The sequence below is a fragment of the Flagellimonas sp. ABD4_174 genome (genome assembly GCF_056160185.1).
Genome location: NZ_JBSWWP010000001.1, coordinates 1,788,673 through 1,809,827 on the forward strand (window position 1 = coordinate 1,788,673; position 21,155 = coordinate 1,809,827).

17 protein-coding genes are annotated in these 21,155 nt (G+C 41.9%); 5 read left to right on the forward strand and 12 right to left on the reverse strand.

All coding sequences use genetic code 11. From position 1 onward, the window contains the following. Window positions 1-211: 211 nt before the first annotated feature. The 3 genes from ACXAFK_RS07810 (at window position 212) to hisS (ending at window position 5,400) form a co-directional block, all read left to right on the forward strand. Window positions 212-3,343: a TonB-dependent receptor gene (locus ACXAFK_RS07810; protein ID WP_474957357.1), complete on the forward strand. Its 3,132-nt coding sequence runs from the start codon at window positions 212-214 to the stop codon at window positions 3,341-3,343. A gap of 60 nt (window positions 3,344-3,403) precedes the next feature. Beyond that, window positions 3,404-3,877, forward strand: a complete 474-nt coding sequence (locus ACXAFK_RS07815) for a DUF6495 family protein (protein ID WP_224836660.1) — start codon at window positions 3,404-3,406, stop codon at window positions 3,875-3,877. Between the two features lie 140 nt (window positions 3,878-4,017). Continuing rightward, complete coding sequence (gene hisS / locus ACXAFK_RS07820) at window positions 4,018-5,400, forward strand: histidine--tRNA ligase (RefSeq protein ID WP_474957358.1); 1,383 nt, start codon at window positions 4,018-4,020, stop codon at window positions 5,398-5,400. Here the strand turns inward: hisS and ACXAFK_RS07825 are convergent. Together ACXAFK_RS07825 and ACXAFK_RS07830 are read right to left on the reverse strand one after the other, a co-directional pair. After that, window positions 5,397-5,945, reverse strand: coding sequence for an NUDIX hydrolase (locus tag ACXAFK_RS07825; RefSeq protein WP_474957359.1), 549 nt, complete (start codon window positions 5,943-5,945; stop codon window positions 5,397-5,399). The two genes, hisS and ACXAFK_RS07825, sit on opposite strands and share 4 nt — an antisense overlap. A gap of 84 nt (window positions 5,946-6,029) precedes the next feature. Continuing rightward, window positions 6,030-7,118, reverse strand: a complete 1,089-nt coding sequence (locus ACXAFK_RS07830; RefSeq protein WP_224836663.1) for a M42 family metallopeptidase — start codon at window positions 7,116-7,118, stop codon at window positions 6,030-6,032. Window positions 7,119-7,250: 132 nt separating this feature from the next. Between ACXAFK_RS07830 and ACXAFK_RS07835 the strand changes: the two genes are divergently transcribed. After that, a complete protein-coding gene (locus ACXAFK_RS07835) occupies window positions 7,251-7,940 on the forward strand; it encodes a DUF4294 domain-containing protein (RefSeq protein WP_369884688.1) in 690 nt (229 codons plus the stop codon). Here ACXAFK_RS07835 and ACXAFK_RS07840 read toward each other — a convergent pair. Further along, entirely contained in the window at window positions 7,937-8,173 is a 237-nt protein-coding gene (locus ACXAFK_RS07840; protein WP_224836665.1) for a DUF6095 family protein, read from the reverse strand. The two genes, ACXAFK_RS07835 and ACXAFK_RS07840, sit on opposite strands and share 4 nt — an antisense overlap. Window positions 8,174-8,231: 58 nt before the next feature. Between ACXAFK_RS07840 and ACXAFK_RS07845 the strand changes: the two genes are divergently transcribed. Beyond that, window positions 8,232-9,551, forward strand: coding sequence for a GntP family permease (locus ACXAFK_RS07845; RefSeq protein ID WP_474957360.1), 1,320 nt, complete (start codon window positions 8,232-8,234; stop codon window positions 9,549-9,551). Window positions 9,552-9,555: 4 nt separating this feature from the next. Here ACXAFK_RS07845 and ACXAFK_RS07850 read toward each other — a convergent pair whose 3' ends face one another. The 9 genes from ACXAFK_RS07850 to ACXAFK_RS07890 form a co-directional block, all read right to left on the reverse strand. Beyond that, complete coding sequence (locus tag ACXAFK_RS07850; protein ID WP_252079957.1) at window positions 9,556-10,449, reverse strand: DUF4249 family protein; 894 nt, start codon at window positions 10,447-10,449, stop codon at window positions 9,556-9,558. Window positions 10,450-10,453: 4 nt separating this feature from the next. Further along, entirely contained in the window at window positions 10,454-12,853 is a 2,400-nt protein-coding gene (locus tag ACXAFK_RS07855) for a TonB-dependent receptor (protein WP_474957361.1), read from the reverse strand. A 142-nt stretch (window positions 12,854-12,995) separates the two neighbouring features. Further along, complete coding sequence (locus ACXAFK_RS07860; RefSeq protein WP_474957362.1) at window positions 12,996-15,218, reverse strand: NADP-dependent isocitrate dehydrogenase; 2,223 nt, start codon at window positions 15,216-15,218, stop codon at window positions 12,996-12,998. A gap of 624 nt (window positions 15,219-15,842) precedes the next feature. Continuing rightward, window positions 15,843-16,193 carry a 50S ribosomal protein L19 gene (gene rplS / locus ACXAFK_RS07865; RefSeq protein ID WP_224836670.1) on the reverse strand — a complete coding sequence of 117 codons (351 nt, stop codon included), beginning with the start codon at window positions 16,191-16,193 and terminating at the stop codon, window positions 15,843-15,845. Between the two features lie 124 nt (window positions 16,194-16,317). After that, a complete protein-coding gene (locus ACXAFK_RS07870; RefSeq protein ID WP_474957363.1) occupies window positions 16,318-16,641 on the reverse strand; it encodes a hypothetical protein in 324 nt (107 codons plus the stop codon). A 6-nt stretch (window positions 16,642-16,647) separates the two neighbouring features. Further along, the gene (gene trmD, locus ACXAFK_RS07875) at window positions 16,648-17,322 is read right to left on the reverse strand and encodes a tRNA (guanosine(37)-N1)-methyltransferase TrmD (RefSeq protein ID WP_474957364.1); all 675 of its coding nucleotides are present in this window, start codon (window positions 17,320-17,322) and stop codon (window positions 16,648-16,650) included. Window positions 17,323-17,418: 96 nt separating this feature from the next. Then, the gene (locus ACXAFK_RS07880; RefSeq protein WP_474957365.1) at window positions 17,419-18,027 is read right to left on the reverse strand and encodes a coiled-coil domain-containing protein; all 609 of its coding nucleotides are present in this window, start codon (window positions 18,025-18,027) and stop codon (window positions 17,419-17,421) included. 108 nt (window positions 18,028-18,135) lie between these two features. Continuing rightward, window positions 18,136-19,584, reverse strand: a complete 1,449-nt coding sequence (locus tag ACXAFK_RS07885; RefSeq protein WP_224836674.1) for a glyceraldehyde-3-phosphate dehydrogenase — start codon at window positions 19,582-19,584, stop codon at window positions 18,136-18,138. Between the two features lie 125 nt (window positions 19,585-19,709). Next, window positions 19,710-21,107, reverse strand: a complete 1,398-nt coding sequence (locus ACXAFK_RS07890; RefSeq protein ID WP_252079951.1) for a S1C family serine protease — start codon at window positions 21,105-21,107, stop codon at window positions 19,710-19,712. Window positions 21,108-21,155 lie beyond the last annotated feature (48 nt).

Below are 21,155 nucleotides of genomic sequence, written 5' to 3' on the forward strand. Positions count from 1 at the left end.
GGCTTTTTTATTTTGATTAATGTATACCAATAATGGCCTGTTTGATATTTTAAGGTCAACATAGCGGATAGAGCAGCATTGTCGAACATTGAATTGTTAAAAAGTAGGATTTTAATGTTTAAATTTTCGTTAATAAATCATAAAGAGTTATGGTCAGCCAGCACTTTTTTTATCTATGTTTGTAATCGAACAAACTAATAACTAACTCGTTATGAATAAAATTCAACTCTTTGGACTGCTTTTTTTATTGGTGTCCTCTTCTGTTTTTTCACAGGTTACCACATCCAACATTCGAGGAACAGTTTCGGATGATCAGGGTGTGCCCTTATTGGGTGCAAATGTGGTTGCCGTGCACACACCGACTGGCACGCGTTATGGTGCTATAACCAACGAGGAAGGACGTTTTAACCTTCTTAACCTAAGGGTTGGAGGACCCTATGAGGTTTCCATTTCTTATGTTGGTTTTAAAGCAGAGACGCAAAACGACGTTTTTTTATCGCTTGGTAAAACATTTAACCTTAATGTTAATTTGGTATCTGATAGTCAACAATTGGAAGAAGTGGTGGTGGTATCGGATAGGGGAGGTACCTTTGGTAGTGACCGGACAGGTGCAGAAACCAGTGTAGGACGAAGGGAGCTGACCCGTTTGCCTACAATTTCAAGGTCGACAAACGATTTTACCCGATTGGAGCCCACTGCCAGTGCCGGTTCGTTTGGAGGAAGAAATGATCAATTCAATAACTTTTCACTGGATGGGGCCATATTTAATAACCCCTTTGGACTGGATGCTGCGCAACCGGGAGGGCAAACGGACGCCAATCCGATTTCCATCGATGCCATAGACCAAATCCAAGTAAGCATTGCTCCGTATGATGTTACCCAATCCGGATTTACGGGAGCTTCCGTAAATGCCGTCACCAAAAGTGGTACAAATGAGTTCTATGGAACCGTTTATGGTTTCTACCGTAACGAGGACCTTACCGGAGGTAAAGTAAAGGGCGATGATGTGTTCAAGGCAGACCTAAGCCAGTCTCAATACGGAATCAGCATAGGTGGCCCCATTGTAAAAAACAAGTTATTCTTCTTTGCCAACTTTGAAAAAGACGATAGGACGGATTTGGGAAGTGCAGGTTTTGTACCAAATAGAGGTACAGGAGGAATAAATGAATCTCGAGTGTTGGCCTCGGATTTTGAATTGGTTTCCAATATTTTAAGCCAGGTAACCATTGGAGACGGGCAGTTCTACGATCCAGGAAGTTTTGAAGGGTTTAATTTTGATCAAGAATCGACCAAAGGCATATTCAAGTTGGATTGGAACATAAACGAAAACAATAGATTGGCAATTATCTACAACTTCTTGAACGCCTCCAAAGAAAAGCCCGCACACCCGACCGCTTTGGGGTTCAGAGGGCCAAATCTAACCACACTGCAATTTGAAAATGCTGGTTATGAAATCAATAATAAAATTCGTTCGGTTCAATTGGAGTTAAATTCTACATTATCCGATCAAGCAATCAATAAATTACAGGTGGGATACACCCATTTTGATGATTTCCGAAATCCAAAATCCACACCGGCACCAACCATTACACTTTTGGATGAAAATGGGAGTTCTAACTATATCATTGCAGGTCATGAACCTTTTTCCATTAATAACCGTTTGGATCAAAAGGTGTTTCAGCTTACCAATAACCTCAACTTTTTTGAAGGGGATCATACCTTTACAATCGGATTTTCCTTTGAAAGGTTCGAGTTCGATAACTCATTTAATTTAGGCGCCTACGGTGCTCAAGGTGTCTTTTTTCCAACGGGCTCCATAGCAGATTTTAGAGATCCGTCCAACGAAGCCGATCTCGTAGCTTTCTATCAAGGTGCATTTAATGCAGCCATAGCAGCGAACAATTCTTTGGAAGCAAATGGAGAGGGAAACCTTAATGGATGGGCTCTGGCCGAAACCAATGTGGGGCAATTGGCTTTTTATTTGCAGGATGAATGGAATGCCACGGAGAATTTTAAATTGACTTATGGAGTGCGTTTTGATCGTCCTCTTTATTTCGATTCTTCTAGAAAAGCTCAGGATGTGATCAATGTTGCCCCTGCCTATGTTCCCGATATTCCCTATGTTAACCCTAATAATGGGGAGACCGTATTTTTTGACTCCACTAAAATGCCCACTGATCAGTGGTTGGTATCGCCTCGCCTAGGATTTAATTGGGATGTAAATGGGGACAATACCCTTCAGTTAAGAGGAGGAACTGGTGTGTTTACAGGACGTTTCCCTTTTGTTTGGTTGGGCAATCAAATAGCAAATCCAAATGTTTTCTTTTATCAAGTAGTAGACCCGGATTTTAAATGGCCGCAAGTATGGAGAACTAGCTTGGGTGCAGATTATAGATTCGACAATGGATTGATTCTTACTGCCGACCTTTCATATTCCAAGGATGTAAACGGCCCGCACGTACAAAACTGGGGCTTGACCGAACCATCTGAAACATTGCAAGGAGTGGATACAAGGCCAGTTTACGCCGACAGTGATTTGATCAACAATGCTTATGTCTTCTCCAATTCCGATAAAGGTAGAATTTGGAATGCAGTCCTCAAGGCACAGAAAACTTTTGATAATGGCTTGTACACCAGTTTGGCCTATAGTTACCTAAATTCAAAGGATGTTAATTCCATTGAAGCGGAAATAACAGGAGATGCTTTTGTGGCCAATGCAATTTCCGGTAATGCCAATGATGATGTATTGTCCTACTCGAGGTATGGCGATACCCATAGATTTGTTGGTGTTATTTCTAAGGCTTTTAAAACAGGGACCACCATTTCCGCGTTTTATGAGTACGCGCAAGGAGGAAGGTTCAACTATATTTATGGAGGAGATATCAACAACGATGGTTCGGCCATAAACGATCTTCTATATATACCCACTGCATCGGAAATTGGCCAAATGAACTTTGCCAGTGCCGATCAGGCCCAAGCCTTTGAACAATTTATTCAACAAGATGATTATTTAAGCGATAATCGAGGGGAATATGCCGAAAGATATGGAGCGTTGGCTCCTTGGAGAGGTAGATGGGACATGAAAATTCTCCAAGATATTAAGATTACCGACAAAAATACCATTCAATTAAGTGTTGATGTTCTTAATATTGGAAACTTGATCAGTTCTGACTGGGGAATTGTTGAAATTCCGCAAAATCAACAGGTTTTGGGAGTTACTGTTGACGAGAACAATGTTCCGACATATACTTTTGATACGAACTTTACTGATACCTTTAGCTCGGATACAAGCTTGTTGTCCAGATGGCAGGCTCAATTTGGAGTTCGCTATATATTTAACTAACTATTGCAGAAATACAGTGTAAAGGCTGCGCTATTGCGTAGCCTTTTTTATTTTTGCAGCATGAAATATAAAAGACTTTCTAAGGAACAACTGGAAGAATTGCACCCGGAATTTATCAACTTTTTGGCAACACAATCCATAACCGCAGACGAATGGAAGACCATTAAAGAGGAGAAACCCGATGTGGCCGAAGAAGAGATTGATGTTTTCAGCGATTTAATATGGGAAGGTGTTCTGAACAAGGTGGAGTATTTGGAAAATATTTCTGAACGTCACATGCATTTATTTCACTTGACGGATAAGGAAATGAAGTTATTTTCTGTGAAGATTCTTAATCCCGAAATCGACCTTCGGACCGAGGTAGGTTTTGGTTGGTTCAAAAGAAATTACCAATCCGACTTTGTGGAATACCTGTCAGCTTCCAAAGCCTATGGCGAGGATAAGAATGTCGATAAGTTCGAATTGATCAAGCAAGGTGCGGTAATCACTAAAGGAGAACTGTACCAATGGTTCGAGCAGATCATGGAACACTGAATGGAAATTTAGAACCAAGAAATCAAGGAATTGAACCAGTGGTTGCCCTGAAAGAGTTAGGCAATCGGAGAATCTTTTGTCCTTTTGGCTTTCCACCATTCTATCATCAAACGTATATTTGCACGAGAATTTAATACCACATGGCAAAAAAACCATCCATCCCAAAGGGAACCAGAGATTTTTCACCGGCAGAAGTGGCCAAGCGCAACTATATTATCCATACCATTAAAAAGCATTTCGAAACCTATGGTTTTCAACCTATCGAGACACCGTCTTTTGAGAATTCGGATACGCTCTTGGGCAAATATGGGGATGAAGGGGACCGTTTGATATTTAAAATCTTGAATTCTGGCGATTTTATCTCCAAAGTGGATGATGTTACCTACAGCTCCAAGAATTCAGCAACCTTGACGCCGAAAATCTCGGAAAAAGCACTCCGTTACGATCTTACGGTGCCATTTGCCCGGTATGTGGTAATGCACCAGAACGAGATAGATTTCCCTTTCAAGCGTTATCAAATCCAGCCTGTGTGGCGTGCCGACCGTCCACAAAAAGGGCGTTTTCGTGAGTTTTACCAGTGCGATGCCGATGTGGTTGGGGCCAATTCCCTGCTTCAGGAAGTAGAGTTTGTTCAACTTTACGATGCCGTTTTTACGGATTTGGGATTAGAAGGAGCTACCATCAAAATAAACAACAGAAAAATTTTATCCGGAATCGCAGAGGTCATTGGGGCCAAACATTTGTTGGTCGACTTTACGGTGGCATTGGATAAATTGGACAAAATAGGCGAGGAGAAGGTAAAGGCAGAGATGTTGCAGAAAGGCATTTCCGAAGCTGCTATTGCCAAAGCACAGCCCTTGTTCGATATGTCGGGGACCGCTGCCGAGCAACTGGAAAAGCTAAAAGCCATTCTTGTTGATTCCGAAATTGGCATGCTCGGTGTGTCAGAACTGGAAGAAATTATTGCAACGGTGGACCAGCTGGGATTGCAATCGGCCAAGCTTAAGTTGGACGTAACCCTTGCCCGTGGTCTCAATTATTATACAGGGGCCATTTTCGAAGTTGCAGCGCCGGAAGGGGTAAAAATGGGTTCCATTGGCGGTGGCGGCCGTTACGATGACCTTACCGGTATTTTTGGACTAAAAGATGTGAGCGGCGTTGGTATTTCTTTCGGATTGGACCGTATTTATTTGGTTATGGAGGAGTTGGGCTTGTTTCCGGACAGTTTGGACACATCTTTGGATGTACTGTGCCTCAACTTTGGCAAAAAAGAAGCGCAAGCTGCTCTAAAATTGGTGGCGGATCTACGTAGAAATGGTGTACGAGCGGATTTGTACCCTACGGATACCAAAGTACAGAAACAATTTAAATACGCAGATAAAAGAGGTGTGCCATATGTAATTCTTTTGGGTGAAGAAGAATTGAACACAAATGCTTTTGTGGTTAAAGAAATGAAGAGCGGCGGGCATAAAGCTTATGCTATTGATGCTGTGGCGAAGTTTGCCAAGGATACTTTAAACTAGACTCTTTTTTTTATTTCTTGTACAATGGTTTTGTAATAGGTAGGTCCGTGTGGGACATATTTACCCACGGAGGCCAGTCCCCAAGTTTCTTCGGCAAACTTGAACAGGGGTATCAGGGCCAAATTTTCTACTTCGTTTTTTTGTTTAACAAGTTGGTCCAGTGGTGATTTGAGTTGGCACAAGTAAATGTAATGCAGCTCGGCATCGATAAAATCCTCGGAAATTTTATGTACAGCTTTAAAAGTTCCCAGGGATTTCAGGTCAGTTTCGTTTATGGTCAGGCCTATTTCTTCCCTAACTTCCCTTATGGCCGCAGCAACAACATTCTCGCCAGCGGAAACATGTCCTGCGACCGAAACATCCCAAAGTAAAGGATGGGTGGCCTTGTTTTTCCCCCGTTGCTGTATCAAAATACGACCATCTATAGTGTATAACCAAACATGGACGGTAGGATGCAAAAGCCCTTTTTGATGGGCTTCCGATTTTAAACAGGATTTCCCCGTCGGTTTTCCATGTTCGTCCAAAATGTCGATGCGCTCATCCATATTACCTAAAGATAAAAAAAAGTCACCCCGAAAATGTTTCAGGGTGACAGAATTTTATTAGCTGAAAATATGGATGGGGTTCAGTTAATCAAAATAACTAAAAGTTTCCCCGTCTTTTATATTCAACAATGTTTCGTAGATCAAGCGGATTACGTTTTCCACATCGTCCTTATGTACCGTTTCCACTGTAGTGTGCATATAGCGCAACGGAAGTGAGATCAAGGCAGAGGCAACACCGCCATTGCTGTAGGCAAAGGCATCGGTATCCGTACCCGTAAAGCGGGAAGAGGCATTTCGTTGGAAGGGTATTTTATGGGCTTCTGCAGTTTCCAAAATACGCTCACGAAGTTTGTTCTGTACCGCTGGAGCATACGAAACCACCGGACCGTCACCGATCTTTGTTTCTCCTTCCGTCTTTTTATTGATCATTGGGGTAGTGGTGTCGTGGCAAACATCTGTAACGATCGCAACATTGGGTTTTATGGTCTGTGTAATCATTTCTGCACCACGTAGTCCAATTTCCTCTTGTACCGAATTGGTAATGTACAATCCAAAAGGAAGTTCTTTTTTGTTCTCTTTGAGCAAACGGGCCACTTCGGCAATCATAAATCCGCCCATACGGTTGTCCAAGGCCCTACAAACAAACTTGTCCTTGTTCAATATATGGAATTGGTCCGGGTAAGTGATCACGCAACCGACATGAACGCCCATTTTTTCCACTTCCTCCTTGTTCTTGGCACCTATATCGATAAAAATGTTGTCCAATTTTGGAGGCTCCTCCTTGGCTTTGTTCCTAGTGTGGATGGCAGGCCATCCAAAAACACCTTTTACAATACCATTTTTAGTGTGGATGTTCACCCATTTCGATGGTGCTATTTGGTGGTCGCTTCCTCCATTTCGGATAACGTAGAGCAAACCTTCCTCAGTAATATAATTAACGTACCAAGAAATTTCATCAGAGTGTCCTTCTATAACCACTCTATATTTGGCATCTGGATTGATTACCCCAACGGCAGTGCCGTAAGTGTCCGTAATAAACTCGTCCACATAAGGTTTTAAGTAATCCATCCAGATTTTTTGACCTTCCCATTCGTATCCGGTGGGAGAGGCGTTGTTTAAATATTTTTCTAGAAATTCGAGGGATTTTTCGTTGATGATATTCTTCTTTGCCATGAATATGATTTAGTCTACAAAAATAAGAATATTCACTTTTATTTAATAACCATATCATACCTTTATCCTTACTTTTGGCAAGACTATTGAGTAAAAAATCTTATGCTGCGTAACTGCTTACTTTTTGTTTTTATGGCAATTACGGCTCTTGGGTTTGCTCAGGAGCCTGCAAAGGATTCCCTTATGGTACCGTTGGATTCCACGGTAAATGATGCTTTTGATGACTACTATGTCCGATTTGAGGGGGACTCTATTTTAATGAGTTCTATTGCCTTGGACGAAGTTTATATTTTTGGTAAACTGGAATTCGCCGACCAAAAGGATAAACTCAGATATTACATTCTTCGAAGAAAAACCTTAAAAGTGTATCCATACGCTAAATTGGCCGCTGAACGATTGGTGGAGTTGAACGATAGCCTACAACACATCAAAAAACGGAAACACCAAAGACGTTACACCCGAAAGGTCCAAAAATATATAGAAGGGGAATTTTCCGAAGAATTAAAAAAGTTGACCCGGACCGAAGGTCAAATTCTAGTAAAGTTGATACACCGTCAAACCGGGACAACAGCCTTTGATTTGGTTAAAGAACTGCGTAACGGTTGGCGGGCCTTTTGGTACAATACCACAGCAAGTTTGTTCAAAATCAGTTTAAAGGAAGAGTTTAGGCCAGAAATTGTCCACGAGGATTATTTAATCGAGGATATTTTGCAAAGGGCTTTTGCTGCCAGTCGATTGGAGCGACAAAAATCAGTTTTGGATTACGATTATGCCCAATTGACCAATAAATGGAAAAACACACCACCAAGTGCAGAGAATTAATCTTTGGGCTTTTTTCCAAATATGGCTTCCATTACAATGCCTACCGATCTAAATCCCAAATAAATGGCCAAAATGGCAAAGAGGGCACCTAAAATTAAAACGGGCCAGTAGAATGGATGTCCTTCATTCTTAAAGGCCTGATAAATTAAAACAGGTCCCATGAACATGGCCAGCACTGTGTAACCAAACGATTTTATTCCTTTTACCAGAAGTTCCTTGTTCGTATGCCTCATGGGACCAAAGTAGGAATATTAGCTTATATTTAAAGGATATCGAACCAATAAATTAAGCATGGAGCTACTAATTCTCGGAGTTGTCGTCCTTTTTATCATTATTGCCACCGTAAAATTTAAAATGCACCCAATTTTCTCTTTGACCATTGCTGCGGTGGCCTCTGGTTTTTTGTTGGGGATCGCACCTCAAGAAATAATGTCGACCATGGCGGAAGGTTTCGGGAAAACACTTTCGGGCATAGGTTTGGTGATCGCTTTTGGAACCGTAATAGGGATTTATTTGGAAAAAACCGGAAGTACCCAGATTTTGGCCAATAGTATTTTAAAAGTAATCGGGCTTAAAAGGTCTCCTTTGGCCATTAATTTGGCGGGATTCGTAATATCCATTCCTGTTTATTGTGATTCGGGATACATAATACTTTCATCTTTGAACAGGGCCATAAGTAAAAAAACCGGTATCCCTGCTTTGGTATTTGCGATTGCGTTGGCGACCGGATTGTATTCGGCGCACGTATTTGTGCCGCCAACACCGGGACCGTTGGCCGCTGCCGCCATTTTAGATGCTGATTTAGGTACAGTTTTAATTCTAGGGCTTTTGGTTGCGGTCCCTGTTTCTATCTCTGGTTACGTTTGGGCTCGGTTTATAGGAAAAACGTTGATCGAGGAGGAGCATAAGGAGCAAGTGATGGAAAAAAGCGAGCTTGGCAATACTATAAAACCATATAGAGCTTTCCTGCCTTTATTGGTGCCTATTGTTTTGATCGCTATGAATTCAATTGTGAACTACCCAACAAGACCGTTGGGGGAAGGGTGGGTGTTTTTTACTTTTGATTTTATAGGGAGTCCCGTAATTGCATTGTTGGTCGGGGTAATTTTTGCCTTTACGCTGGGCAGTAAATTTTCGTCAGAACAAAAAAAAGATTGGGTTCCCGAAGCGTTTAGGCAAGCAGGGTCCATAGTGCTGATTACCGGGGCCGGCGGTGCATTTGGAGCCATTTTAAGGACTATGGACATTGCTTCTATCATAAATTTGGATTCCAGTAGCGGTATTGGTGGTCTGCTGATAGCTTTTGTGATTGCAGCGGTTCTCAAAACAGCCCAGGGCTCGTCCACTGTTGCCATAATTACCACATCCGCAATTATAGCACCTTTATTGGAGACCTTTGGTTTGATTTCCATAACGGAAAAAGCACTCGCAGTTTTGGCCATAGGCGCAGGGGCCATGACAGTTTCGCACATAAACGACAGCTATTTTTGGGTGGTATCTCAATTTTCCAATATGAACGTAAAAACAGCCCTGAGAGGACATACTTTGGGCACACTCATTCAAGGTGTAATCGGTATTTTAATGATTTTGATCCTCTATGTGCTGCTCTAAAATGCTATTGGACAATGAGGCTCGAAGTATATTCCTGTGCCACAGCAAAGAAACCCAGCGCATAGTCGTTGGGCCGTTCCACATTATCCAAAATAGTGATATTGTCCAGTCCGGTAATATCGAAAACATTGCCGCGAACGGTTGCCACCGGAGTTTGAAAAACCCCACCATCGTTCTGGGTCTGCTCAAGAACCAAATCCATGTAGTTGTAGAATTCCTCTGTAGAGCCTAGAATACTAACGGTTACCTCGTCGCCGGCAGAAATTTCATCATCGTAGAAATAGGAGAATTCAAATTGTTGACCTTGGAAGAATTCATCTTCGATCACCAAAAACTCATTGTACATAAAATCGAACACATAGTAATTGTCCTTAGTACCATCATCGGTGAATGTTACCTTTATTTCGGTTTCATCTTCATCTATAAATGTGTCCATACCCTGTTCCAAATTATCTATGGGCACCGTATGTGCATATTCCGTCTGCGCAAAGTACTTCCTGTCCTTGTGTGTAAGCTGTAGGATAAACACAACACCTGGCTCTGCCGAGGCAGTCCTAATTCGCTGATCTGTTGTAAAATTTGGGTCTGGAACATATACTCCTGTACCCGGGGCTTCCTCGGTCAGGTTGCAAAAAGATAGCGTTTCAAATAATCCTTCGTCTGTTAGAACCCCATAGCTTATCACCGCATTTTCTACCTGTGTGGGTTGGTTCTCATCAAAAAACTGACTGGTTTCGCGCATGGTGATCCTTACGTCCACAAATTCTTCACTTTTGTCAACACGTAAAAGTCCATCAACTACCAGTCGTGCTTCCACTTCGGGTAGATCCACATCGATGGGGTCTTCGCAAGCGCCAATAATTAAAGTGATAAAAATGTATGTTATAATCCTTTTCATATCACTAGAATTTAAAATTATAGGTTACGGACGGAACTATGCCAAAAATAGCGGTACGAACGGCTTCGTTACGTCCAGTATCCTCATTTTCCCTAAAATTGATGGATGCCGCATTTTTACGGCTGTAGGCATTATAAATACTAAATACCCATTCGGATTGTATTTTCTTGCGGCTGTTTCGTTTGGGTGTTAGGGTGGCGGAAATATCCAATCGATGATAATCCGGTAACCGTTCTTTATTGCGCAAACCGTAATAGGGGACATTTACACCTTCAAACTCAAACTGACCAATGGGATAGTTGGTAGGTTGCCCTGTTTGATAAACAAAATTGGCATTGATATTCCATTTTTCGTTTAGGTCAAAGCTTCCGTAAAGGGAAAGGTCGTGGGTTTTGTCATACGGAGTATTGTACCAATCCCCAAAATTGATTCCGGTCTCCAGATTGGAACGTCCAGAATCGAAACCTAATACCCTGCCAGGGGTTCTTTGTTCCGATTTGGAGAGTGTATAGGCCAGCCAACCCTTGAACCGTCCTTCATTTTTTCGGAACAGGACCTCCAATCCGTATGCCCTTGCCTCTCCGTTCAGTATTACCCTTTCTATAGCCTTGTTCGCAATAAGGTTGGCTCCATCTATATAATCTATCCTGTTTTGGATGTCCTTATAAAAGGCTTCGGTCTCCAAACTGTATTCACCATTTTTTATATTTCTAAAATATCCCACGGCGTATTGATCCAGCAATTGCGGCTTTACAAAAGGGCCACTTGGTGTCCAAACATCCAAGGGCGTAGGGGAGTTGGTATTGGATAATAAGTGCAGATACTGGGCCAATCGGGTGTAACTTGCTTTAATGGAGTTTTTTTCCTTGAACGAATAGGACATGGAAATTCTGGGTTCCAGATTAAAAAAGGTCTTGAGGGTTTCTCCTCGCCCGGGACTAATCGTATCTATTGCCTCCCCTTCACGGTAAGTAAGGGTAAAAGGATCAAATTCAACTGGGTTGTTGTTCTCGTATACGTAAAATTCATCTTGTCCAAAACGATTGAATTGGCTGGCCCTTAGCCCATATTGGATACTTAGGTTGTTTGTTATTTTTTGTTCTACGTCGATATATGCAGCATTTTCATTTGCATATTTTTTGGTCAACTGTTCTTCCAGAATGCCCGAGTCGGGACTGTTGGGTACAATTTTTCCGGGATTGAACACATAGTAAATACCGTTTACACCATAATTTAATTGAAACTTGTCGTTCAAGTAGTGTTTTAGGTCATATTTAATGTTAAAGTTACGAATGCCCGAATCCCATTCAAACCCTACAAAATCAAGCTCTAAACCATAATAATAATCGGAATAGATCAAAGAAAGATTGGAGAACAGTTTGTCGGAGAACAAATGGTTCCAGCGTAAATTTCCGACGGCATTCCCATAGACATTAACAAATCGCTCGTTTACATTAAAAAGGTCGCGGCCAAAGTACCCGGATAGGAATATGTTGTTGTTTTCGTTTATTCTGTGATTGATTTTTGCGTTCAGATCATAAAAGTATGCCTTGCTGTTGATGTCGAACAAGGGCAAGAACAAATGGGCGTACGAAGCTCTACCGCCAATTAAAAAGGCTGCTCTATCTTTTTGGATGGGTCCTTCCACGAGCAATCGACTGGCTACCGCACCGATACCTCCGTTTACTTTTAAATCTTTACTATTGCCTTCTTTCTGAAAAATATCGAGTACGGATGAGACCCTACCACCATACCTAGCGGGAATTCCTCCTTTAAAAAGCTTGACATCCTTAATGGCATCCGGATTAAAAACGGAGAAGAACCCGAAAAGGTGGGAAGAGTTAAAAACGGTCGCCTCATCCAATAAAATCAGATTTTGGTCGGCGGCCCCACCGCGTACATTAAATCCGGAAGAGGCTTCACCGGCATTTGTGACCCCGGGCAACAACACCAAGGATTTTATAACATCTGCCTCGCCAAGTACCACGGGCACTTGCTTTATGGTCTTTGCGGCCAAAGTGGTCACGCTCATTTGTGGTTTACGGATATCCAGTCGTTCTACATCTTCCGTAACCACAACTTCCTCTAATTCTTCAGCTTTTTCAAAAAGGTTAAAGTCCTGCTTCCGATTTTGGTCGAGATTTATGGTCGCTATTACTTCTTGAAAACCGAGATAACTAACGATTACCTGGTACTGCCCTTTGGGCAGGGTGATGGAATAAAAACCGTATTCGTTTGTGGTCGTACCGGTTTTGAGCTCGGAAATGGCCACGGTTACTCCGATCAGGGTCTCGTTACTGGTAGCTTCGGAAATTGTACCGCTCAGGGTATAGCGCTGTTGGGCCTGGAGCACAAAAAAATGCCCAAACAGGGCGAGCAATAGTGCAAGTAAATGTCTGGGCATTCGATTGGTTTTTTTAAAAGTACACATTTCCACAAAAGAAGAAAAATGAAAATGGTGAACTCGGGTTTTTTAACATATCCCACCACAAAAATAAAAGGGTGACCTTGATCAGATCACCCTTTTGTATGTTTATATGTTGTTTTTATTGCCCAATGGAGTTCAAAATCCTGTTGAATGTATCGCTAGGTCGCATTGCTTTGGATGCCAATTCCGGATTTGGCAGGTAATACCCTCCAATATCCACGGGTGATCCTTGAGCATCTATCAATTCTTTTGCAATGGTACTTTCATTGGAAGATAGGTCCTTGTACGCTTTCGAGAAAATTTCTTTAAGCTCTGTATCATCGTTTTGTTGGGACAATTGCCCGGCCCAATATAGCGATAGGTAAAAATGGCTGCCGCGCGTGTCCAGTTCGTTAACTTTTCTGGATGGTGATTTGTCCTGGTTCAAGAACTCTTCCGTTGCCTTGTCGAGAGCGTCGGCAAGAACTTGGGCTTTTTTGTTGTTGTTCTTTTCCCCAAAAAATTCCAAGGAAACGGCCAAGGCCAAAAATTCGCCGAGGGAGTCCCATCTTAAGTGTCCTTCTTCCAAGAACTGTTCTACGTGTTTAGGGGCTGAGCCTCCTGCTCCTGTTTCGAACAGTCCTCCACCATTCATCAATGGAACAATGGAGAGCATTTTGGCGCTGGTTCCTACCTCTAAAATTGGAAACAGGTCAGTCAAGTAATCCCTCAATACGTTACCTGATACGGAAATGGTGTCTTTTCCATCCTTCATGCGTTTTAAGGTAAACTTAGTAGCCTCGATAGGGGAAAGGATGCGGATATCCAGACCATCGGTATTGTGATCCTTTAGATATAGATTTACTTTTTTAATGAGTTCGGCATCGTGTGCTCTGTTTTCATCCAGCCAGAATACCGCAGGGGTGTCGGTGGCCCTTGCACGAGAAACGGCCAATTTGACCCAATCCTGAACGGGTGCATCTTTAACTTGGCACATTCTCCAGATATCACCTTTTTCTACGGCATGTTCTATTAATGTATCGCCAGCCGCATTGATCACTTTTACCGTACCTGCTTTCTCTATTTCGAAAGTTTTATCGTGTGATCCGTACTCTTCGGCCTTTTGTGCCATTAACCCAACATTGGGCACCGTACCCATAGTGGTCGGGTCGAATGCACCGTGCTCTTTACAAAAGTCGATGGTTGCTTGGTAAATACCGGAATAGCTGCTATCTGGAATTATAGCTTTTGTATCCTGAAGTTCTCCATTTTTGTCCCACATTTTACCGGAGTTTCTGATCATTGCAGGCATGGATGCATCAATGATTACATCGCTCGGTACATGTAGATTGGTGATTCCCTTATCGGAATTTACCATGGCCAGGTCAGGACCGTTATCGATACTGTCCTTGATTGCTTTTTCAATTTCTTTATGCTTCGCTTCGGGCAACTCTCCGATTTTATCCAACAGGGATTCTAGACCGTTGTTCGGGTTTATCCCTAATTTATCGAAGGTCTCCCCATAGTTTTTGAACAGTTCCGCGAAATATACTTCCAAGGCATGGCCAAATATAATCGGGTCGGAAACCTTCATCATTGTTGCCTTAAAGTGCAAGGATAGTAATATATTGTTCGCTCTGGCATCGGCGATTTCCTTTGTCAAGAATTCTACCAATGCTTTTTTGCTCATTACCGTGGCATCGATCACCTCGCCCTGTAACAGTGATAGGTTATTTTTTAGAACAGTGGTTTCTCCGTCGTTGCCTACCAACTCAATTCGAATATTGTCCGCATGGGATAGGGTCAATGATTTTTCATTGGATTTAAAATCACCATGGGACATAGTGGCCACATGGGTCTTGGAGTCGGAAGTCCATTCGCCCATGCTATGTGGATGTGCTTTTGCGTAGTTTTTAACGGCTTTTGGAGCACGTCTGTCCGAGTTCCCTTCACGGAGTACCGGGTTTACTGCGCTACCTTTTACTTTATCGTATTTTGCTTTGATTACCTTTTCTTCGTCGGTCTTTGGTTCGTCCGGGTAATCGGGAAGTTTGTATCCCTTTGCTTGTAGTTCTTCAATAGCCTCTTTTAACTGAGGGATGGAGGCGCTGATATTCGGAAGCTTAATGATATTGGCTTCTGGTGTTTTTGCGAGTTCGCCAAGGATTGCCAGGTCGTCCGTAACTTTTTGGTCGTCGGTCAATAGTTCGGGGAACACAGCGGCAATTCTACCGGCCAAGGAGATGTCCTTGGTCTCTACTGCGATATTGGCGGTCTCGGTAAATGATTTAACAATGGGCAAGAATGATAATGTTGCTAAGGCGGGAGCCTCATCTGTTTTTGTGTAATATAGTTTTGCCATTTATCTGAATTTGTTTGAGCGGTTGCAAATATACGATTTATGGACGTTGAAGTACGAATGGAAAAGAGTAAAAAGTAGGTTCTTTTGTTGTGAATTTATTAAAAACAAAAGCCATATCCTCTTTTTTAAGAGGGATATGGCTTTCAGATAGGACCAAAAATTTGTTCTGTTGCCAAAACTGTGGTAATCTGTTAGATTACATTTTTTAAGTCCCTTCGACGTTTACTCTGCCATGCTTCTAATTTTTCAATTAACTACATGCTGCAAAGTGATACTATGGCATTCTTAAATTTTATCAAAATGAAAAATTGCTCTTTCATTCGCACATAAAATTTACTTTTTCCGTTGAAGAATTGCCTAAGCTTTCCTCCAATCGAAAATCCTTTTGTGATCAGTAGTGTTACCAATTAAAAGGGAATACATAGTTTTAAAGAACGTCAACTTTAAATAGATATCATTGTGATGGTATCCCAATCATATCTTTGTCTAAAGTAGAGGGAAAATTTGTATCGCGCAACTTTTTAAACGATTAAAAATCAACACGATATGAACCGTGGTTATTAACAATTGTTCATAAAAAAAGCACCTGTTACAGGTGCTTTTTCATGTTGTACGGAATATGGATTATCCCTTGATCTCTTTAATACGGGCCTTTTTACCGGTAAGACCTCTAAAGTAGAAGATTCTTGATCTACGTACTTTACCTTTTTTGTTTACTTCAATTCTTTGCAAAGCAGGCATGTTCACTGGGAAAATTCTTTCCACACCAACAGTACCGGACATTTTACGAATGGTAAAAGTTTCTGTTGCGCCACTTCCTCTTCGTTGGATCACAACACCTTTAAAGAACTGGGTACGTGTTTTTTCACCTTCCTTGATTTCGTAATAAACAGTGATGGTATCACCAGCTGAAAATTTTGGAAATTCTTTTTTTGGAACAAATTCGTCTTCAACAAATTTTACTAAGGATTCCATTTTTGTCTTTTTAATTGTTTTGGACAAGACCAACTTTCACGGATTTCGTCAGAGGTTGATTTTGAGATTGCAAAAGTAATGCAATATTTAGAAATAGCAAGTGGTTTTTTGTTTTTTGAACCTGTTATTGATTTTTGGGATGTTTCTTCACCTGCTTTAGGGAGAACCAGAACAAACCAATCGCAAAGAGAATGTAGGGGAGGGGTGTCAACAAACTACTCAGCGCATTGGCTTTGATAACCGATTCGGGTCCTGCTTGGGCCGAGAATGTGGTAAGGAGAAGAGTGCCGAGGGAAAATACAATGGAAAGCAGGCTGCCCAGAAGCATAAGTGTAGTGCCCAGGTTTCTTTGCTTGGTGAAAAGAATGCCGCTCGCCAACACAAGAATTAGTTTTCCCAATATTTGGAGAGCACCTCCGGCCATAAAATATGCATCGTAATTTTCCATAGTATCTTATTCCAAAAGGTCGGGTCTTCTTTCGCGGGTGCGCTGCAACGCTTCTTCTTCCCGCCATTTTTCAATCTTTGGAAAGTTACCGCTCAGCAATATCTTTGGAACCTCCATGCCCTTGTATTCTGAAGGTCTGGTATAGACCGGGGGAGCCAATAAGTTATCCTGAAAAGTATCGGTTAACGCCGAAGTTTCATCGTTAAGTACACCGGGCAGCAGTCTAATCACCGCATCGCACAAAATGGCAGCGCCCAATTCACCTCCGGAGAGCACGTAGTCGCCCACCGAGATTTCCTTTGTTACAAACAAATCCCTTACCCGTTGGTCCACTCCTTTATAATGTCCGCAGAGTATGATCAAGTTTTTATTAAGGGATATCTGGTTGGCCATTCCCTGGTTCAAGGTTTGTCCATCCGGTGTCATATAAATAATCTCGTCGTACTCTCTTTCGGATTTTAGTTTTGAGATGCATTTGTCGATAGGCTCGATCATCATCACCATGCCTGCACCACCGCCAAATTGGTAATCGTCCACTTGCTTATATTTGCCCGTGGTATAATCCCTTAAATTATGCATGTGTACTTCTACCAGTCCTTTTTCGATGGCCCTTTTTAAAATAGATGCTTCGAAAGGACTTTTTAAAAGCTCTGGAAGAACTGTGATAATGTCTATCCGCATGGACTTTTGTATGAATGTTTATTCCTGCCAAAAGTAATGAAAGCTATCCTAACGGGCATAAAAAAGAAAGGCTCCTATTTTAGGGAGCCTTATGGTTTACTTTTTTTGCTTATTGAGCTCATCCTGTAGTTGCCGGCTAATTTTCTGTTCACGTTCCAGTGCGCGACGCCTATGGTTTTGGTACTCTTCTTCCAAATCGGCCAGTGCGGATTTGGCTTGCTGCGTAAGGAAATTACTATTTCTGAATCGATAAATGAAAAAGAGCAATAGCAGTAAAAGACCAAAAATAATGGCCCATAATATAAAATTATAGGTGCCTTTGCTGATCAGTGCCCCAAAAAAGGAGATACTGTCCTTTTCTTCGGTAACGTTGTTCAGCTTGTTTGTGGTATCCTGTAATTTCTCGTTTAGATCTTCGATTTCGGACTTGTTCGCATCTATAGTGGCGGACAGGTCCTTTATGGTTTTATTGGCCGTATCAATGGAGTCAAAAATATTGTTTTTGGTTTCGTACAGCTCGGATAGCTTGATTACCTCATAGCGGATGCCATTCGCCCGATAATTTCCAGACTTTCTTTCCAGTTCTTCAAACTGTCCTCTCAGGGTATTGTCGGTTTCTTGGGCATGAGGTTCTTCTTCCTGCGCATGGACCAAAAATGATGGAATAAGTAAAAATAGGCTGAATAAAATGCGTAATTGCTTCATGTTCAATAATGTTCTCGTATTAAATTTTAGATTAAGGGCGGGACGAAATTACGCCAATATACCTAATTATGAAAAAGAAAACCGGTTCTTTGAACAATTCGTCATCCACTAATAGTAGGTATAACGCCTAACTTTTGCGATATATTTTGCCAATCGTATTACTTGATGGGAATACCCGTACTCATTGTCATACCAAATATATAGAACCACATTTTTACCATCTGCCGAAACAATTGTGGCATTACTGTCATAAATGGATGGAGCAGTGGTGCCAATTATATCCGAAGATACGAGTTCGTTGCTCAGGGCGTATTTTATTTGCTCTACCAAGTCTCCTTCCAAAGCATATTTTTTTATGATGGTGTCTATACCCTCTTTGGAAGTCTTGTTTTTTACTTCCAAGTTTAGAATGGCCAATGATCCATTGGGTACGGGAACTCTAATGGCGTTGGACGTTAGCTTGCCTTGCAAGGAGGGCAATGCCTTGGCCACTGCTGAGCCGGCACCGGTTTCCGTGATCACCATGTTTAGGGCGGCGGCACGGCCACGACGGTATTTTTTGTGCATATTGTCCACCAGATTTTGGTCGTTGGTATAGGCATGTATGGTCTCCAGATGTCCCTTCTTAATGCCCAAAGAGTCCTCCACCACTTTTAAAATTGGTGTAATGGCGTTGGTCGTGCAAGACGCTGCGGAATAAATCTTGGTTTTGTCCGGATTAAAATCCTTATGGTTTACGCCATGAACAATATTGGGTACTTCCTTACCAGGAGCGGTCAGCAATACTTTGCTCGCCCCTTTGGATTTTAAATGCCTGGAAAGGGCAACATTGTCCCTAAAGGCCCCTGTGTTGTCGATGATCAGGGCGTTGGTAATGCCATATTTGGTATAATCTATATCTTCCGGCTGATTGGCACTGATGATCCTTACTGTTGTGCCATTGATCACCAAGGCTTGCTTTTCCTCGTCAATGTCTACCGTTCCGGTAAATGGCCCGTGAACAGAATCCGTTTTTAAAAGTGCAGCTCTTTTTTCCAAGATTTCCTTGTTCAATTCTCCACGAACCACAATGGCACGCAAGCGCAGCTGACTGCCACGTCCTGTTTTGGCCATAAGTTCCCTGGCCACTAGGCGTCCAATGCGGCCGAATCCATAGAGTACAACATCTTTTGGTTTTATGGCCTTGGAAGATTCCGCATCCTTTAGTTTATCTATCACAAAGGCCTTTACGTTCAAATGGGCGTTTTGGTTATTGTTGTATTCGTACGTTAGTTTTCCAATATCCAATTTGGCTGGAGGCAGATTGAGGTCGTTGATTGCCCTAAGAATTTCTACTGAATCAAAGATCGACATCGGCTTTTGGACAAATTCACCGGCATACTCGTGCAGGTTGATGATGTCGCTCACATTTTTATCGATTATCTGATTTTTAAAGAGTACGACTTCTATGGCCTTGTCGTACCATAAATCGCTAATGATTTTAATAAATTCCGTGGTTGCCTTTCTTCTATCCGCTTGGAACGCAAGCTCTTTTTCGTACGAATTGTTGTTGCTCATGGATGATGGTTACAGTTGTGTAGTTTAATTTTCGGCAAAATTAGATATTTCAAACGTTTTCGTAAAACTTATTGGACATAAAAAAAGCGTCTTTTTAAAGACGCTTTAAAAGTGTGACCCTCAGTTTACTGAAGTATCATGTGTTCTTTTTCTCCATTTGCATTGATCATGGTAAAACTGGTTCTACCGTATCTGGATATCTGACCAAATTTTTCTTTGGCATCTTCTATGTTGCTGATAGGCTCACCATCCAGTTCAATGATTATTTTATTGGTAAGGTCGTATCGGGCATAACCTTGTGGGACATCGATTATTTTTACGCCTTTGGATACGCCAAATTTCTTTTTATCCTCTTTTGTCAAGTTCATCACCTTGAACGAAGTGGCGGGAAGGATAACACTGTTCTGTTTTTTTAAGGTAACATTTTTTACAAGACTTTCGCCGTCGCGCTCTAACGTTACCCTAACTACATCACCGGGTCTTTTTGCGGAGAGGTACCCCGTAAGTTCCGAGAATTTTTGAATATCTATATTGTCCACTTTTTTAATAATGTCGCCTTCCTGCAAACCTGCATCGTCAGCACCGGATTCTTCTTCGACCCCGGCAACATATACTCCTTCCAATTGATCCAGTCCCATTTCGATTGCGGCCTTGGACTTGGTATTTGCCGCCGATATGCCCAAAAGTCCTTTCTGCACATTGCCAAACTCCATTATATCTTCCACTACTTTTTTGGCGATATTGCTCGGTACTGCAAAGGCATATCCAACATAAGAACCTGTTTGAGAGGTAATAGCAGTATTGATTCCGATCAGGTCCCCGTTGGTGTTTACCAACGCACCACCACTGTTTCCAGGATTTACGGCAGCATCGGTCTGGATAAAGGATTGTGTTCTGGTAGGTGATAAAGACCGGGCTTTTGCACTAACAATACCCGCTGTTACGGTAGAGGTAAGATTAAACGGGTTGCCTACTGCCAGCACCCATTCCCCGATTTTGGTATGGTCGGAATCACCAAAGGCCAAATAAGGAAGCGCATCGTCCGTATCAATTTTTATAAGGGCGATATCCGAATCTGCATCGGTCCCGATTACTTCAGCTTCATAGGTTTTGTTATTGTTCAAGGTAACTTCCAATTGACTGGAATTGGCAATTACGTGATTGTTGGTCACTATATAACCGTCCGGGGAAATAATAACCCCCGATCCTGTTCCCACCTGTGGGGTTTGCTGACGTTCGTAGCCATAAAAGAATTCCGCAATACTGGAAGGGCCTCTACTAATGGTCATGTTTTTAACGTGTACCACAGAATGCACTGTTTTTTCGGCAGCCAAGGTAAAGTCGACCTCATTGATTCCGGCACCTCTTGCCGAAGTATCTAGATTGCTAGTGGACAAAAATGGAGTCTCTTGTTCAGAAGTGACCCATTTATAGCTTTCCTTCTCAAAAAATAATTTGTAGGCTCCCAGGGTAATTGCTCCTGCAAATACGGAAACCAAGAGTAAACTCGCTATTTTCTTCATAATTCAATAATTATTTAACATTTAGCTTTGTCAAAATTAAAATAATTC